The 15,667-nt window shown below is 40.7% G+C and carries 15 protein-coding genes, 1 riboswitch and 1 other annotated feature; of the genes, 9 read left to right on the top strand and 6 right to left on the bottom strand.

The window, feature by feature from the left end; all coding sequences use genetic code 11:
• Nucleotides 1-350 precede the first annotated feature (350 nt).
• Complete coding sequence (locus tag ACQKMF_RS20710; RefSeq protein WP_427574720.1) at nucleotides 351-1,175, bottom strand: hypothetical protein; 825 nt, start codon at nucleotides 1,173-1,175, stop codon at nucleotides 351-353.
• 64 nt (nucleotides 1,176-1,239) lie between these two features.
• Nucleotides 1,240-1,461, bottom strand: a binding site (T-box leader).
• Nucleotides 1,462-1,608: 147 nt separating this feature from the next.
• On the opposite strand from ACQKMF_RS20710, the gene ACQKMF_RS20715 reads away from it, so the two are divergent.
• A complete protein-coding gene (locus tag ACQKMF_RS20715; RefSeq protein ID WP_427574722.1) occupies nucleotides 1,609-2,499 on the top strand; it encodes a PhzF family phenazine biosynthesis protein in 891 nt (296 codons plus the stop codon).
• Between the two features lie 230 nt (nucleotides 2,500-2,729).
• Here ACQKMF_RS20715 and ACQKMF_RS20720 read toward each other — a convergent pair whose 3' ends face one another.
• Together ACQKMF_RS20720 and ACQKMF_RS20725 are read right to left on the bottom strand one after the other, a co-directional pair.
• Nucleotides 2,730-3,449, bottom strand: coding sequence for a pentapeptide repeat-containing protein (locus tag ACQKMF_RS20720; RefSeq protein WP_402944208.1), 720 nt, complete (start codon nucleotides 3,447-3,449; stop codon nucleotides 2,730-2,732).
• 16 nt (nucleotides 3,450-3,465) lie between these two features.
• On the bottom strand, nucleotides 3,466-3,744 hold the full coding sequence (locus ACQKMF_RS20725; protein ID WP_373459010.1) for a PadR family transcriptional regulator: 279 nt from the start codon (nucleotides 3,742-3,744) through the stop codon (nucleotides 3,466-3,468).
• 271 nt (nucleotides 3,745-4,015) lie between these two features.
• On the opposite strand from ACQKMF_RS20725, the gene ACQKMF_RS20730 reads away from it, so the two are divergent.
• The 3 genes from ACQKMF_RS20730 to ACQKMF_RS20740 all read left to right on the top strand — a co-directional run bounded on the left by ACQKMF_RS20730 (nucleotide 4,016) and on the right by ACQKMF_RS20740 (nucleotide 6,915).
• Nucleotides 4,016-4,636 carry a class I SAM-dependent methyltransferase gene (locus ACQKMF_RS20730; protein ID WP_402944206.1) on the top strand — a complete coding sequence of 207 codons (621 nt, stop codon included), beginning with the start codon at nucleotides 4,016-4,018 and terminating at the stop codon, nucleotides 4,634-4,636.
• 378 nt (nucleotides 4,637-5,014) lie between these two features.
• Nucleotides 5,015-5,719: a class I SAM-dependent methyltransferase gene (locus ACQKMF_RS20735; RefSeq protein ID WP_427574724.1), complete on the top strand. Its 705-nt coding sequence runs from the start codon at nucleotides 5,015-5,017 to the stop codon at nucleotides 5,717-5,719.
• 362 nt (nucleotides 5,720-6,081) lie between these two features.
• The gene (locus tag ACQKMF_RS20740) at nucleotides 6,082-6,915 is read left to right on the top strand and encodes an STAS domain-containing protein (RefSeq protein ID WP_101224794.1); all 834 of its coding nucleotides are present in this window, start codon (nucleotides 6,082-6,084) and stop codon (nucleotides 6,913-6,915) included.
• Between the two features lie 141 nt (nucleotides 6,916-7,056).
• Here the strand turns inward: ACQKMF_RS20740 and ACQKMF_RS20745 are convergent, their stop codons facing one another.
• Nucleotides 7,057-7,713 (bottom strand): potassium channel family protein, encoded by a 657-nt coding sequence (locus ACQKMF_RS20745; RefSeq protein ID WP_101224793.1) that lies wholly within the window; start codon nucleotides 7,711-7,713, stop codon nucleotides 7,057-7,059.
• A gap of 23 nt (nucleotides 7,714-7,736) precedes the next feature.
• Nucleotides 7,737-9,062 (bottom strand): TrkH family potassium uptake protein, encoded by a 1,326-nt coding sequence (locus ACQKMF_RS20750; RefSeq protein ID WP_427574727.1) that lies wholly within the window; start codon nucleotides 9,060-9,062, stop codon nucleotides 7,737-7,739.
• A 152-nt stretch (nucleotides 9,063-9,214) separates the two neighbouring features.
• Nucleotides 9,215-9,357, bottom strand: a riboswitch (cyclic di-AMP (ydaO/yuaA leader).
• A gap of 331 nt (nucleotides 9,358-9,688) precedes the next feature.
• Between ACQKMF_RS20750 and ACQKMF_RS20755 the strand changes: the two genes are divergently transcribed.
• Nucleotides 9,689-9,880 (top strand): hypothetical protein, encoded by a 192-nt coding sequence (locus ACQKMF_RS20755; RefSeq protein WP_076370632.1) that lies wholly within the window; start codon nucleotides 9,689-9,691, stop codon nucleotides 9,878-9,880.
• Between the two features lie 212 nt (nucleotides 9,881-10,092).
• Here the strand turns inward: ACQKMF_RS20755 and ACQKMF_RS20760 are convergent, their stop codons facing one another.
• The gene (locus ACQKMF_RS20760; protein ID WP_427574729.1) at nucleotides 10,093-10,692 is read right to left on the bottom strand and encodes a TetR/AcrR family transcriptional regulator C-terminal domain-containing protein; all 600 of its coding nucleotides are present in this window, start codon (nucleotides 10,690-10,692) and stop codon (nucleotides 10,093-10,095) included.
• A gap of 117 nt (nucleotides 10,693-10,809) precedes the next feature.
• On the opposite strand from ACQKMF_RS20760, the gene ACQKMF_RS20765 reads away from it, so the two are divergent.
• The 4 genes from ACQKMF_RS20765 to ACQKMF_RS20780 all read left to right on the top strand — a co-directional run bounded on the left by ACQKMF_RS20765 (nucleotide 10,810) and on the right by ACQKMF_RS20780 (nucleotide 15,314).
• Nucleotides 10,810-11,535, top strand: coding sequence for an ABC transporter ATP-binding protein (locus tag ACQKMF_RS20765; RefSeq protein ID WP_427574731.1), 726 nt, complete (start codon nucleotides 10,810-10,812; stop codon nucleotides 11,533-11,535).
• Nucleotides 11,532-12,548 carry an ABC transporter permease gene (locus ACQKMF_RS20770; RefSeq protein WP_402944188.1) on the top strand — a complete coding sequence of 339 codons (1,017 nt, stop codon included), beginning with the start codon at nucleotides 11,532-11,534 and terminating at the stop codon, nucleotides 12,546-12,548. Before ACQKMF_RS20765 ends, ACQKMF_RS20770 begins: the two co-directional genes overlap by 4 nt.
• Before the next feature lie 651 nt (nucleotides 12,549-13,199).
• Nucleotides 13,200-13,808: a VanZ family protein gene (locus ACQKMF_RS20775; RefSeq protein WP_427574733.1), complete on the top strand. Its 609-nt coding sequence runs from the start codon at nucleotides 13,200-13,202 to the stop codon at nucleotides 13,806-13,808.
• Nucleotides 13,809-13,847: 39 nt separating this feature from the next.
• A complete protein-coding gene (locus tag ACQKMF_RS20780) occupies nucleotides 13,848-15,314 on the top strand; it encodes an aminoacyl-histidine dipeptidase (protein ID WP_427574735.1) in 1,467 nt (488 codons plus the stop codon).
• Nucleotides 15,315-15,667: the final 353 nt, after the last annotated feature.

Raw genomic sequence — 15,667 nt, forward strand, 5'->3', positions numbered from 1 at the left:
CCACATAATGTTTATATATATTTGTTAATCATACCGGTTTATATAATAAGTCACACAATATTTAATAAAATATTCGCAACCAGTAAACGGCAAAAAATATAAATGAAAAAGGAGTCGTTTTTCAAAATGACGGCTAAAAAGAAGAGATATCGCAAACCTCGCCTGCGATTCATAAAATCGGAGCTTGCAAGTGAGATTCTTATTTGTCCATAAATAAAGTGGTGAAAGTTTAATCCTAAAACTTCCACCACTTTTTATTTTCTTCTTTGTCTTCTGTCTATTTCCAATATTTTTTCTTCTAACTTTTTTCCGCCGTTGACGCAGTTATTCGACCTACCTCGCACTTTATACTAAGCCTGAAGAGCTTTTTGGATTGATTTTTTCATGGCTTCTACAAAATTCTGACGTGTTTCATTCGTTAATTCCAGCAGGGACAGATAGGGGTTTAAGTCCTCCAGTTCTACTAATAAAAGTTCACCTTGCTCATTCCGGCAGGCATCAACGCGTTGGATTCCCCAATCAAGATTGTTCCATTCTATAAATCGTTTAGCAAAGGCCAGGTCTGCTTCAGTAGGTGCATATTCTTTTAATTCCCACCTTTTCTCTTTATCAGGGGCATAAAGGGCATACTGAAATTCCTTATCGATAAAATAAAAAGAGACTTCATACTCAAAGTTGATAAATGGCTGTACCAATGTGTTTTTTGATTCTGCATCCATTTTATCTCCCAATTCTTCTTTCGTGGCAAATTCCAAACCAATGGAATCCGCGCCATCTTTCGGCTTCACTATATACGTTTCCACATTGGGAAGTTTATTTAAAGATTCAAGTGAATCGATGGTCGGAATGACAGGGAAATGGGCATTCGTCAGTTCAATTAAGTATTCCTTCCCGTTCATATCAGCCTTTCCAACAAATGAATTGTACGTTTTCAAATAACCAGCAGCCACTCTATTACGGAATGCTAGATACTTATCTTTAAAATTGGCTACTGGACCGGCATTTCGAAAGACGATCAAGTCAAAATCCTTTTCAAACGTTTCAATGTCTTCAGGATGGCAAAGTACTAACTGAAAATCTTCTCTAAGCTTCGAGGTAAGGTACAAATCCTCCTCATAATAATTTCTTCCTTTTGCTTCATAGTATAAATCCGTTACGAATAATAGTTTCTGCATGAATCCTGCACCTGCTTTCCCGTTATTTTCATTGATTAGGTTAAAAACAAAAAATCCCGTCTCTTTAAGAGACGAGATTTGAACTCGCGGCACCACTCTTGTTTAATAACAAACGCACATTAATGCGTTGTCCCATTTAACGGGGGAAACCGGTAAAGCTTACTGAAGCTTCGGCTTTACTTCTCGGGGATGATCTTCGGTCAGATTCTGGACACTGGCTTTCAGCAAAGCACCAGCTCTCTTTGGAACAGAACGATAACGTACTCCTTCCCTTCATGGAATTTTACATTTGATGAATTTGAGTAATTGTATAATATTCAGAAAATAAAATCAATGGTTGTTTCACTTACTATAGGACGAAAAAGGGATATGAATAGAGATATAGAATTACTATTCAAGAGAAGCACCATTCATTTAATAGGAGATGTTAGATTTGAAAACGGTAAGGGTTTTTCATTACGATGCGTTCAGCAGTAAACCGAATAAAGGAAATCCGGCAGGTGTGGTTTTAGATGCGGATGGACTGACCGAAAAGGAAATGCAGGATATAGCGGTGAAGGTGGGGTTCAATGAAACCTCTTTTCCGATGGAGTCCGATATTGCCGATCTTAGAATCCGTTATTTTACACCGGGACACGAAATGAATCTATGCGGACACGAGACAATGGCTACCATCCATGCACTGAAGACCAGGGGATTATTGAATAAAGATGAGCTGATGATTGAAACAGGAGCGGGTATATTGCCAATCAAGATCCATACGACGGTGGGTCCTGATATATATATTACGATGAAGCAGGCAGCGCCGCAGTTTGAAGCGTTTAATGGAGATAAAGGTCGATTAGCCAGTTCCCTCGGCCTTGATATAGAAGATCTGGAAAGTGAATTGCCTATTGTTTATGGAAGTACAGGTTTATGGACTTTACTGGTACCAGTAAAAGAAAGAAATTCATTTATAAGGATGAAGGCGAACAATAGCCTGTTTCCGCAAATATTAAAGGAAATGCCAAGAGCTTCCGTTCATCCCTTTTGCATGGAAACGTACGATAGTGATGCCCATATGCATGCCCGGCATTTTTCCTCGCCATTTTCAGGTACGGTTGAAGACCCGGTTACAGGAACGGCTTCAGGTGTAATGGGCGCTTATTATGCAAAATACATAAAGGATGATCTTGAAGATGAGGTGCATCTGTTAATCGAACAGGGTCATGAAATCGGAAAGGATGGCAGGGTTCGCGTTACAGCTACCAAAAACGGTGGCACATACGATGTTGAAATCACCGGGAATGCTGTCTATGTTAAAGAACTTGAAGTGGAAGTCTAAGGTTCATGCAGAAGGCGATGGGCGGTTGAATGATTAGCATATCCGAAAAGGTATAGTGAACACGTAAGAACCCTGTGCTAAGACGTTTCATGTCTTAGCACAGGGTTCTTGATGAATCATTCTCCCATGCTCATTCCTTTTAAAAAGCGACTGCAGTCAGAAACACGGTCACGCAAATGATTGAGGTGGATACGACAATCGCTATCGGTAAAGTCATTGGAAATTCTTCCTTAGATGATGGTCACGCCGCTAAGATCAACCTTTGCTCCATGTAAAAAGTTGTAAGTGAGTTTATCCATCGAAGCTCCAGTAAAGTCGATTTTCTTTAAATCGGACATCCGAAATTGAACATTGATGAGGGTGGTATCGCGGAATGATGCCTTTCTCAATGAAGAGCCTTCGAAAATGGTTTGTTTGAAAGTTTCCCCATCAAATATAAGACCAGATAAATTACAGCTTTTAAAATGGGTTTTATTATAAATGCTGTTCTTGAAAGTTACGCCTTTTAAATTTGCACTTTTAAATAAGGTACCAGTTAAATTGGCGTTTTCAAAGATGCAATGATCTAAGTTACTGTTTTTAAATGTGCTGTTCGTCAGGTCGGAATGGCTGAAGTCAGAACGGCTTAAATCGCAGGAATTAAACTTGCCATCATGCACAGAAACCGAGCGGAAGTCGGAATCCAATAGGCGATGCCTGGAATAGTCCATGTTTATCGCCTGCTCAAGCACATTGTATTGTAGGTTGAGTGAATCCATGAGCTCTGATACTTCCCCAATCGAATCCACAGTCAGCTTATACGCTTCCTGCTCACTGGCACCATTCCTTCTATGGTCATTGTACTTTTCCAGTAAGTTTTGCAGCAGTTCTTCTTCCAATTCCTTTGCAGTTTTTGCACTTTTGTACGGGGCAAAAATGCTATGAACATGTGCATTCAGTTTATCAATCACATTTCATCTTCCTTTCTTAGAGGAGGCGCTCAAGTATTCGCTTGGCCTGCTCCCAGTCATTTTTATTTTGGGTATATGTGTCTTCCCCGATCGGGGTGATTTTGTAATATTTCCTTCTTCCGCCTTGTGTGGCATCTCCCCAATAAGAGATGATGCATCCGTCCTTCTCCAGCCTTTTTAGGCTGGAATACATCGTCGCTTCCTTAATTTCATATTGCTCATTGGAATTCGTATATATCAGTTTGCTTATTTCATAACCATATTTATCGCCACTTTGCAGGAGTTTTAGAATCATCGTATCTACATGTCCGCGAAGCAAGTCAGAGGATAGTTGTCGTTGAACCAAATCCTCACCTCCTTTGGTATATCTTATAGTGTATTACTATGACAGTCAAGGTAATTTGGTTACTATGGATTATGCAGGTTTGGAGGGTTTATGAAAAGTAACATGCCCGTTTTCGTGAATCACTGCGTCGCAAACTTTTTTACTAATTTTCTTGAGATAATATGCGCTTGGAAGGGATTTATCATGCTTCATGGAAGTAGTATGTAAGGGGGTGGGGATGTTGAATAATTCGTGGAATAAAGTGATTTATAAATTTTGGTCGCCAATTTATGACAAAATCTTTAACTCTCATCTCTTTTTAGATGCCAGGAAAAGAATGTTTGAAGAGATGCATTTTCATGAAAATGCAAAGGTTCTGTTTGTGGGCGTAGGTACGGGGGCCGATTTGGAGCTGATCAAGAACCTTGACCTTGAGATAACGGCGATAGATCTGTCAGCCGATATGCTAAAAAAAGCGAAGGGGAAATTTGGTGATGCATCGATCAATTTCCTCGAGATGGATGCACAGCATATGGAATTCGATAATGAATCGTTTGACTATATAGTGGGAAGTTTGGTTCTTTCGGTTGTACCTGATGCCAATGAATGCCTTCGGGAAATGATCAGGGTTTTAAAAGGCGAGGGGAAAATAATGCTATTCGATAAGTTTATTTCTAAAGATGAAGTGCTTTCACTACCCAAAAAGCTTCTGAGGCCCATCATTCGATTTTTAGGAACGGATATTGGCTTGAGGTTTGAAGACTTGTTCAGTAGGCATGTTAAGAATATGAAAATTGAAGAAGATCGACCGATCATGCTGAATGGAATGTATAGAAAGATAATCATCAGTAAACGGATGTGACAAGCGGAGAGATGTTTCAGAAGTGGATTGGGAGTCGGATTCTAAGAAATCTGGATACATCATAGAGCTGAGTTTTGTTGTTTGGAAGCTAAATCTGATTTACTGAATTATATTTGACATGCTTATATAAAAACCATGTCCTTTCTAACATGGATAATGAGCCGAACATCGGGTTATTAAGTGAGAATGTATCATACTATAAGAACATATTTTGAACACATCTTCGATACCTTTAAATTCAGTGACCATCATATAAACAACAGTGTCCAATAGTGTTTGAACGTCCTTTGTCACGCATTTTTGATGAAGCTGTTACATAGGCACTGGCCGAAATCAGTATAATTAAATGGTGGAATACAATGGGAAGAGGTGATGGTTTTGTCCGAGACAATAACAACCCATGAAGATCTATTGAATATGCTCGACTCGTTATTGCGTGAGCCAACTGGATTCTGGAATGGTTTTTATGAAGACCGCTCAAAAGGGGTACCCTTTTTCGGAAATCTCCCTGATGAAAATTTGGTTACATATTTTGATGGTGGGTTAATCCGGCCGGGAAAGGTTCTTGAGCTTGGATGCGGACCTGGAAGAAATGCCATTTACCTTGCTCAAAAGGGCTTTACCGTTGATGCGGTGGACCTTTCGAAGGAAGCCCTTGAATGGGGAAAAGAACGAGCGTCAGATAAAAATGTCCATGTGAACTTCATTCAAAGGAATATATTTGATTTGGACATTGAGGAAGGGCAATATGACTTCGTCTTTGATTCAGGTTGTTTTCACCATATTGCTCCACATAGAAGGATCAATTATTTGGACACGGTGAAAAAGGCGTTAAGGCCTAAGGGATTGTATTCGATTACCTGTTTTGTCGAGGGCGGCATATTGGGTGGTGCCGATATTTCAGATTGGGAAGTATATAGGCAAAGAAGCCTTAAAGGCGAATTAGGTTTTACGGAAGAAAAACTCAGAAAGATCTTCAAGGATTTTGAAGTGGTGGAAATACGGAAGATGAGGAAAATGGAAAAATCGGAGCAAACCTTTGGGGTTCAAGGTTTATGGACGGCCTTATTTATGAAAAAGTAATTCTAAAGTCAAAATGGGGTTTAAACGGAGGATCTGGAATCAGGTCCTTTTTTGTTATAAGAAAAGGGGTAATTTGTTAACGATATTTAAAAATGGAAAACTATTACAATGGGCGAACCAGAATAGTAGATGAAGGTTTTACTGAATTTTTTTGAAAAACAGTGGTTGTATGGTTTCAAAAACAGCTGGGAAGGTATATGGAAAGAGGGGCCATTGGGTTTTTAAATCATAAGAATTTTTAAGTATGGAAGAGGTTTTCTTCGATGCTTACTTTGTTGATAATTTTTCAATACCCTGACAATGCTGATTTCAGCGTTAGATTTATCGACTGCTTTTTATAAAAAACTAAATAGGAGGAGTTTATGCACAGAAATAAAGAATTATATTCCTTTTTATTGGGTGTGGCAGCACAATTGACTGAGGAATGGTACGCAACATTGAATAAAAACGATAAGGCGGGGGTTTACAGCTCACCAGATCCCAATGTGATTAAAAAACTTAAGCAGCAAAATAATGAATTCCATTTACGTTTCTTTCAGGTCTTTGATACAGAGGAGAGGGAATTCTTTGAGCAGCTTGGTGAGTGGATTGAAGATATCGGTCAGGATGAGCAGCATTTAAACACACCCATCTATTTTATATTGAGGGAGTTTTCTCGAACGCAAGAGCAATACCTGGATTATATTGACCGGTTTGTGGGATTGCATGGAGAAAACTATACGCAGGCGGAAATAAATTCCTGGTATCGGATAGTGGTGAAGGTGTTCAGCGAAGTGATGGAGAAGTTTACGGAAGCGAATCATAGGTATGCCAATAAAATCATGAAAGCCCAACAGGCAACGATCGATGAATTGAGCACTCCCATCATTTCGCTTAAAGATAATACGGCGTTACTTCCCCTGATAGGCGATATTGATACGGCGAGGGGCATGTCCTTACTTGAAAACACCTTACAAAAGTGCGCTGAAAAAAATGTCACCAGGCTTTTCATTGACCTCTCGGGCGTTCATGCAATTGATAGTGCATCCGCCCACCAGCTGTCACAATTGATTGAATCCTTACATTTGATCGGAATTCAAACAACCCTTTCAGGACTTCGGCCGGAAATAGCCATGACTGCCGTTAAGCTTCAACTGCCTTTTGATAAAGTGACGATAAAGTCCACTCTTGCCCAAGCGATCAGTACGATAAAATAATACATACATATCCAGGGCATGGGAATACTCGTTATAAATTTCATCGAGAAGACCTCCATATGGTGATCTTCTCGTATGTATAATGCTTGCATTCAAAAATAAGGTATCGGGCTCAATGAAGAAAGAGCTGGCACCTGCCAGTTATTCAATATTGGCGAAGTAGGCTAGATCTTCTTTATTGCCAACCACTAAAAGCATATCTTTTTCATGGATATCCTGATCCGGTGAGGGTGCTATGATAATTTCCCCATTACTCACGATGGCAATGACGCTGATATTATATTTTGCCCGTAAATCAAGCTCCCTGAGGCTTTTTCCCTTCATGCTCATGGGGAGGATGATTTCCTCGATATTGTATTCTTTGGAGAGCTCTATATAGTTCAGCATGTTAGGGGAAAGAAGCTGATTCGCGACCCGTTCCCCCATATCCCTCTCAGGATAGATCACCCAGTCGGCACCAATCTTAGTAAGCACCTGACCGTGATTTTTATTAAGTGCTTTGGCAATGACCTTTTTGACCCCAAGCTCTTTTAAAAGCAAGGTAGTTAAAATGCTCGATTGCATGTCATTTCCGATGGCTACGATGACACAATCGAAATTACGGATTCCGATTGCTTTCAATGTCTCTTCTTCGGTCGTATCCGCCATGACTGCATGGGTAACGTTCAGTTCCGCATTCTCGACTCTTTCCTCGTTCACATCAATACCCAAAACCTCTTGGCCTGCCGTATATAATCTATGGGCCACACTGGTTCCAAATCTGCCTAAACCTATCACGGCGTATTGTCGTTTTCCCATCTTTTACGCTCCTTCATTCATTATTAACCAATCATGATTTTCCCTTTTGGACGTCGGAATGGATCTGGCTTGCGCCTCGTGGCGATAGCAAAGGCAAAAGTCAAAGGACCAACACGTCCTGCAAACATCGTGAAAATGATGAGCATCCGGCCGACCGGTGATAATTCCGGGGTCAAACCCATTGAAAGTCCCACGGTGGCGAAAGCTGAAGTGGCTTCGAACAAAATCATCAAAAAGTCAGTTCCGCTTTCAGTGATGGTCAGCAGAATGGAGATGAGTGAAACCATGAATACGCCAATGAATGTAACGGATAATGCTTTAAAAATCGTTTCATTCACAATGCGGTGACGGAATAATACCACATCACCCTTTCCTTTAATCTGTGACCAAACGGTACCGACAAGCGTCGCCAATGTAGTCGTTTTAATCCCGCCGCCAGTCGATCCGGGTGATGCCCCGACGAACATCAGAAAAATGATGAGCAGTAATGTTGGTTGAGTTAAATCAGGGATATTCAGCGTATTGGAGCCTGCCGTCCTTGGTGATACCGATTGAAATAATGATGACAGCGTTTTACCCATGAAAGATAAAGGCTGCAATGTCTTGGCATTGCCGAACTCGAATAGAAAGATTAAAATTGCTCCGGCAATCGTAAGGGTTAAGCTAGTCGCTAGAACGATCTTCGTATGTACTGATAAACGATGGGTATTCCGATATTCATATAGTTCATTCATTACGATAAAACCTATTCCTCCAAACGTGATGAGGAAGGCGACGGTAAGGGTTACGAATGGATCCGATACATATGGGGTCAAACTCCTGAATTCCCCCATTAAATCGAAGCCGGCATTATTGAAATTCGAGATGGAATGAAAAACCCCGTAATAGACCGCTTTAACGATTGGCATGTCAAAAGAAAAGCGAATCGATAAGATAAGTGCACCCATGCCTTCAATGATGGCCGTGAAAATTAAAAGCCGTTTCACTAATCTGACTACACCCGCCATGGATAGATTATTTAACGACTCCTGCAGAACTAACCTGCCTTTTAAAGAAATCTTTTTGCCTAAAAGGAAAAAGATAAACGTCGCAAATGTCATGAACCCTAAGCCGCCTACCTGAATCAGTGTTAAGATGACCAACTCACCAAAAGTGGTGAAGGTCGATCCCGTATCCACAACGACCAGTCCTGTTACACATGTAGCGGAAGTCGAGGTGAATAAAGCATCCAGAAAAGAAAGACCATGACCATTTTCTGTGGAAATCGGCAGGGTCAATAAATAGGCCCCGATAAGTATCAGGATGGCAAAGCCAAGTACAAGTATTTTTGGCGGATCCAATTTTGTCATTCTCAAATGATCATCCCTACTGTATGACTTTTAATCATCAATCTGCTTTTCGAATCTTTTTAAAGGCATAATAAAAAGACCTGCGAAAACATCGAATAGCTGTATTGCCACAAAAAGCGTGCAAAAAAAGCTCCCGAAATAGGCGGTCTTATGACCTCCTTCGCTTTAGCCGACGAAGTTAGCTGACGGGTAGGATGGCGAAAGAGCTGATCTCATCCCTTCTGCAAGGCAGAATTAACCCCAAATGATTGGGTCCTCCGTACTCAATTTCCATGAGTTTTGGCCGAAATGCATTAAATTGATAAACGTATTCTACTCCCATCATTTAGCAGTTGTAAACCCCTAAATCGTAAAAAAATATTTCTTTAACAAAACTGAAAATTTACGTTTTATTTACATTTAGAAAACGTATTGACAAATATTAGTTAGCACATTATGATAGGTTCGATTAATCCAATTATGATAACCGGCATCGATGTACTTTATTCAATAATTTCAAGCAGAACATGCGATGCCAATCAAAATTTTCTAACATATATTTTATGTTTCTTTTGTAAATGATAAAGAAAAAAGCATTGCATTTGTATTTAAAGATTCAAGACATTTTATTAAAAAGGCGGGCAATTATGGAGAAGACGTTCAATAGATATGTTATTAATGCTACAGGCAAGGGTGGCCAGACATATTTAACACAATGCCAGGATAAAGATGCACTAAGGAAATGGATAGCCGATCATGAGGATCAAATCATCATGGATGAGTTAAGGATAACGGATAAGAAAAAGAATCCGTTCTTAAAATTGTTTTCCCTAAGGTAAATCAACTGCATCCAACATTCATTAGCGGTATTCAATTATTTATTCCCTGTGTTCTATCCGGAATGCTGAGCGAAAAATCCATATCTTGTTTTGCTTTGAAACTCATTTATTATAATGAGTTTTTTTGCGTTGGTTATTTAGAGGCAAAAGCGAAGGAAAAAATGTAATCCGATTTAAAGGCATGTTGATGGAACCTGCCTTTAATGAATCGTTCATTGGATGAATGTGCGCAATTGGCTGATGAAGTTCAAGATTTGAAAATGGATTTTCGCCATTTCTTCCGCCGTTTGTTTTTCACAGTTCTCTAGCCACTCAGTAATCACCCCTAAAATCGCCGATGTCAGGAATGCGTGCATATACATGCGGAATGCTTCATCTTTAGCTGCTGGATGCAGGCTGATCAAACGCTCCAACAGTATTTCACCGAATACTCGCTTTATTTTTTTGGCAAAAGAGGGATCGCCCTGATCACCAAGAATGGCCCTTAATGCGTTGGCATGTTCACTGATGAATTGAAAAATAGCTACGAAAGGCGGGTAAAGTTGGTGTTGATGAAGAGCCAAAAAAGCTTCTTTCGGCAAAATGGCAGTAATGCGGGTTTGAAGTTCATTTAACAATTCCTGCTGTAAGTGATCCATCAATTCATATTTATCTGTGTAATGCAAATAGAATGTGCCCCGATTAATGTTGGCACGCTCTGCAATTTTCTTCACTGATACATGTGAGAACCCCTCTGCTTCAACGAGTGCAATAAAATGATGTTGTATCTGCTTTTTCGTCTTTTGTACCATATCCTCATGAATCGATGCCATGGAATGTCTCCTTCACTAAACATTTTTCCAAATGTGTTGATTGTATTAGAACGAATGCTACCTTAGAATGATGATACACTCAACACCGTGTTAATTAAAGAGGGAGGATGTGTGTGCATGAAAAATGCGATTTCCATTGAAGGGATTGCTAAGGGTTTTCATCAGAAAAAGGTCATTCAGCCATTAAGCCTGAATATTGAAAAAAACGGAATTTTTGGCTTATTAGGTCCATCCGGATGCGGAAAGACCACCTTGATTAAAATGATTGTCGGATTGATTAAGCCTGATGCGGGTAAAGTCACGGTTCTGGATCATGAAGTGCCAAATGAAGCACTGTTAACGGATGTCGGCTATATGGCACAGTCCGATGCTTTATATACAGAACTGACGGGAGCTGAAAATCTCGAATTTTTTGCGAAACTATACCGTTTTTCGAAAAAGGAACGAAGGGAACGCATTCAATATGCAGCTGAAATCGTACAGCTGACTAATGATTTGAGCGTTCGGGTTGCGCATTATTCCGGGGGAATGAAACGCCGTCTGTCACTGGCGGTTGCACTCATCCAAAATCCGGAGATTCTCATTTTGGATGAACCGACAGTAGGAATAGACCCTTTGCTGAAACAATCGATTTGGGAGGAACTTGAGCGTTTAAGAAATGAAGATGATAAGACGATCATCATCACGACGCATGTGATGGATGAAGCGGAACGATGCGATAAACTGGCGATGCTGCGTGAAGGTGAAATCATCGCGGCAGGAACCCCTGCTGCTTTAAAAACACAATTTGCCGTGGAAACGCTTGATGATGTTTTTTTAAGGATTGGAGGCGGCTTAAAATGAGAATTGCCTCTCTTGTTACTCGAATTACTCAGCAGATGCGCCGGGATCGAAGGACGCTTGCTTTATTCTTCCTAGCTCCTTTGCTCATTTTAACGCTCATGTATTTTATTTTCGATACAGAAGCAAGTGATTTGAAAATCGTTGTTACAGGCAGTGATGAAACGATCGTTAAAGCATTGAAAAAAGCGGATTTTCAAGTGTCGGCTGCTGAGGAATTCTCACAGGAAAAGATGATTGAAAAGAATGCGGATGGCTGGCTGCATGTTGAAAATGGGAAAATGAAACTCACACTTTTGAACGACGAACCGACCCGGGCAAAAGCCGTTCAAATGCAAATGATGCAAGGCTTGCAAGGGAATGAAAAAAACACTACTTCAATTGAGGAGAAATATGTTTACGGAGATGCCAACACAAAGGGTTTTGATACCTTCAGTCCGATGCTCGTCAGCTTTTTCGTTTTCTTCTTTGTATTTTTAATAGCGGGGATTGCGCTTTTGAAGGAGCGTACAAGTGGTACTTTGGAACGGCTGCTTGCCACCCCGATTAAAAGATACGAAATCGTAGCGGGCTATGTGATCGGATATGGCTTATTTGCTCTAATTCAAACCATAATTGTCGTACTATATGCTGTCAATGTATTGGATATCGTCCTTGTTGGCTCCATTTGGCTCGTTTTATTGACGAATATACTGGTCGCGCTCGTTGCATTATCGCTTGGTACATTGCTATCGAGTTTCGCGACATCTGAATTCCAAATGGTACAATTCATTCCGCTGGTCATCGTGCCTCAAGTCTTCTTTACAGGGATTTTCCCATTGGATGGCATGTCAGACTGGCTCCAAAAAATCGGCAAGATCATGCCTCTCTATTACGCATCGGATGCCATGAACGGCATTATGTACAAAGGCTTCACGTTCAATGAGATTTCACTGGATCTGCTCATTCTCCTGGCCTTTGCCGTCGTCTTTATCACCATCAATATCATTAGTTTAAAAAAATACCGAGCACTATAATGAGGATTAAATACCAATCCTTGCTAATATGATTACATCTGAATAACGTAAAACAAAGCCGGATTCCTGGATCGTGAGGGGCCGGCTTTTTGTTTTTTGGAAGAAGATCGAATTATTCCACACAACAGTCGAATTATCCGAGTAAGGTCGAATAAACCCGCACATCGGTCGAATTATCCGGATGTAGGTCGAATAAATCCGTACATCGGTCGAATTATCCGGGTGTAGGTCGAATAAACCCGCACATCGGTCGGATTATCCGGGTGTAGGTCGAATAAACCCACACATCGGTCGAATTATCCGGATGTAGGTCGAATAAACCCACACATCGGTCGGATTATCCGGGTGTAGGTCGAATAAACCCACACATCGGTCGAATTATCCGGATGTAGGTCGAATAAACCCACACATCGGTCGAATTATCCGGATGTAGGTCGAATAAACCCACACATCGGTCGGATTATCCGGATGTAGGTCGAATAAACCCACACATCGAATGAATTATCGGGGATGAAGGACGAAATATCCTTCCGATAGGTTGATTCATTCTAAAAAGCTTCCCTTTGAAGTAGTTTGTTGACGGGCTGTTAAAGTTGTCCTAGGATATAAGGATATGAGTTGATTTGGAAAGAAATAGAAAGGGGGAGTTATATGTCTCTAAAATCGGTCATGCTTTCCCTTTTGCTGTCGCAAGCAATGTATTTGTGCGGTTTACCTTTTTTTCTTCAGCTTCTATTATATTTGAATCCTTTGGTAATCATGGTTGTCTGGTGTTGTATACTTCTTTTCGTTTCGTTTGCGGTTCTTTATTTTCGAGGTGAAACGGTCAGAATTCCGCGCTCTATATGGCAGTCAGCATTGTTTAGTTACAGTTTATCATTATTGGTTTTGCTGTTCTTTCGGCCGGAAGGGCAGGTATATTCGTATAATTTGATTCCTTTTTCTACGATTCTTTCATATTTATCGAACGAAATGAACTGGCTTGTGTCATTTTATAACCTTAGCGCCAATGTAGGGCTGTTCATTCCATTCGGCCTGTATTTGTTGTCAAGGGAAGGGAAAGAGCCCTCAGCTAAAAGGAAATTTCTATATCCATTACTTTCGATTTCAGTCATCGAAATCTGTCAGTTTGTTTTTCGGCGCGGAAGTTTGGATGTCGATGACCTGATCCTGAATATGATTGGTGTTTACCTGGGGTACATTCTGCATCCTTTGTTCAAGAAAGTCGTAGTGCTCCGTTCTGGAAAAGTAAAAGCATGAGAGGCAATACAATTATGTTAAATGAAAGGGTGTATTTTCATGTATAGCACGTTAGAAGAATTATCGAGACATCCTGTGTTTCATTATTTTGCAGCGATTTCCAAAATCCCGAGAGGATCGGCTAACGAAAAAGCGATCAGTGACTATTTGGTTCGCTTCGCTAAGGATAGGAACCTGGAGGTGATCCAGGATGAGGCGCTGAATGTGATTATCAAAAAGCCTGCCACAACTGGATATGAAAATGCACCTACCGTCATTATCCAGGGGCATATGGATATGGTTTGCGAAAAGAACAAGGGAACGCTTCATGATTTTGAGAAGGATCCGCTTCAATTAAGGATTGTGGGAGACATGTTGTATGCAACGGATACAACATTGGGGGCGGATAATGGAATTGCCGTTGCTTATGCTTTGGCATTATTGGATGCGAATAATATTCCGCATCCCTCTCTTGAAATAGTCATAACGACTGAAGAAGAAACGACAATGAACGGTGCACTTGCCGTGGATCCGGCTCACTTCAAGGGAAAATTGATGATCAATATTGATTCGGAGGAAGATGGAAAGCTGCTGGTTAGCTCTGCTGGAGGAATACGAGTTCGGCAAATCCTGCAAATCGGATGGGAATCGGTTTCAAATGTTGAAGCTGTATCTTATAATATCAGGATTAAAGGGTTGAAGGGCGGACACTCCGGTATGTCCATCCATAAGGAAAGAGGGAACTCCAATAAACTTTTGGGCAGAGTATTACATGAATTAACGACAGACTTTCCTTGCTTCATACAGCAAATGAACGGGGGCTTGAAAGGGAATGCGATTCCTCGTGAAGCAGAGGCGACTGTACTGATTTCTGTAGAAGATGTTCAGAAGATAACGGTGAGACTCCAGAAATGGGAGGATACTTTTAAAAATGAACTGCAATCTTCTGACCCTGAGGTATCGATTAGATTTGAAAAGATCGAAACGATTTCTTCAAACGTTTTTTCCAAAGAGACGGTGACTAAAGCCATTACCTCCTTACTGGTAATCCCGCATGGCGTTCAAGGTATGAGTATGGGAATAGAAGGATTAGTGGAAAGTTCGACGAATCTAGGGGTCGTTACAACAAATGAAGCGGAAATGATATTCGAAAGTGAAATCAGGAGTTCGGTCAAAAGCATCAAATATAATATGGTCACGCAGGCAAAGGTGATTGCCGACATGCTTGGGTGCAAGCTATTGATTGATGCGGATTATCCGGAATGGCCCTATAATCCTGATTCGAAACTCAAGAAATTATTTGAAGAGACATACAAAGAAAAATATCATGAGGATATTGAAATCATCGCTGTGCATGCAGGGATCGAGTGTGGGGTATTCATAGATAAGATACCAGGGCTGGATACTGTTTCAATCGGACCGGATATGTTTTCCGTACATACACCTGAAGAACACTTAAGCATCCCTTCGACCATAAACAACTGGGAATATTTTGTTTACACATTAGAACGGATGAAAGATCTATAAACAATGTTTGGGCAACGGCAATATGGCATTCAATAGATTTGGAGACATCCTATCGTTAATCGATTGGATGTCTCTTTTTTTGAGGGCAGCAGCCGGCGGCAAGGGAGTGGGCCTCTGAAATCAGCTGCAATCTTTTCTTGAAAAAATTGTAGACTGGTCTCATCCCGAATTATGTTTAAAGTTTATCCTTTAAGTTTTTTTCTGTAATTCTTATTGGATTGAAAAAATTTGCGACACTCCTGCCGAATAAATGGCTAGCCGGGACCCCGCAGACGCTTGCGCCAAGGAGGCTTGGCGGACAGTCGGCGGAAAGGGAGCGGATTTCTGAAATCAACTGCAATCTTTTCTTGAAA

Source organism: Peribacillus sp. NPDC101480 (assembly GCF_050277335.1).
GTDB lineage: Bacteria > Bacillota > Bacilli > Bacillales > DSM-1321 > Peribacillus.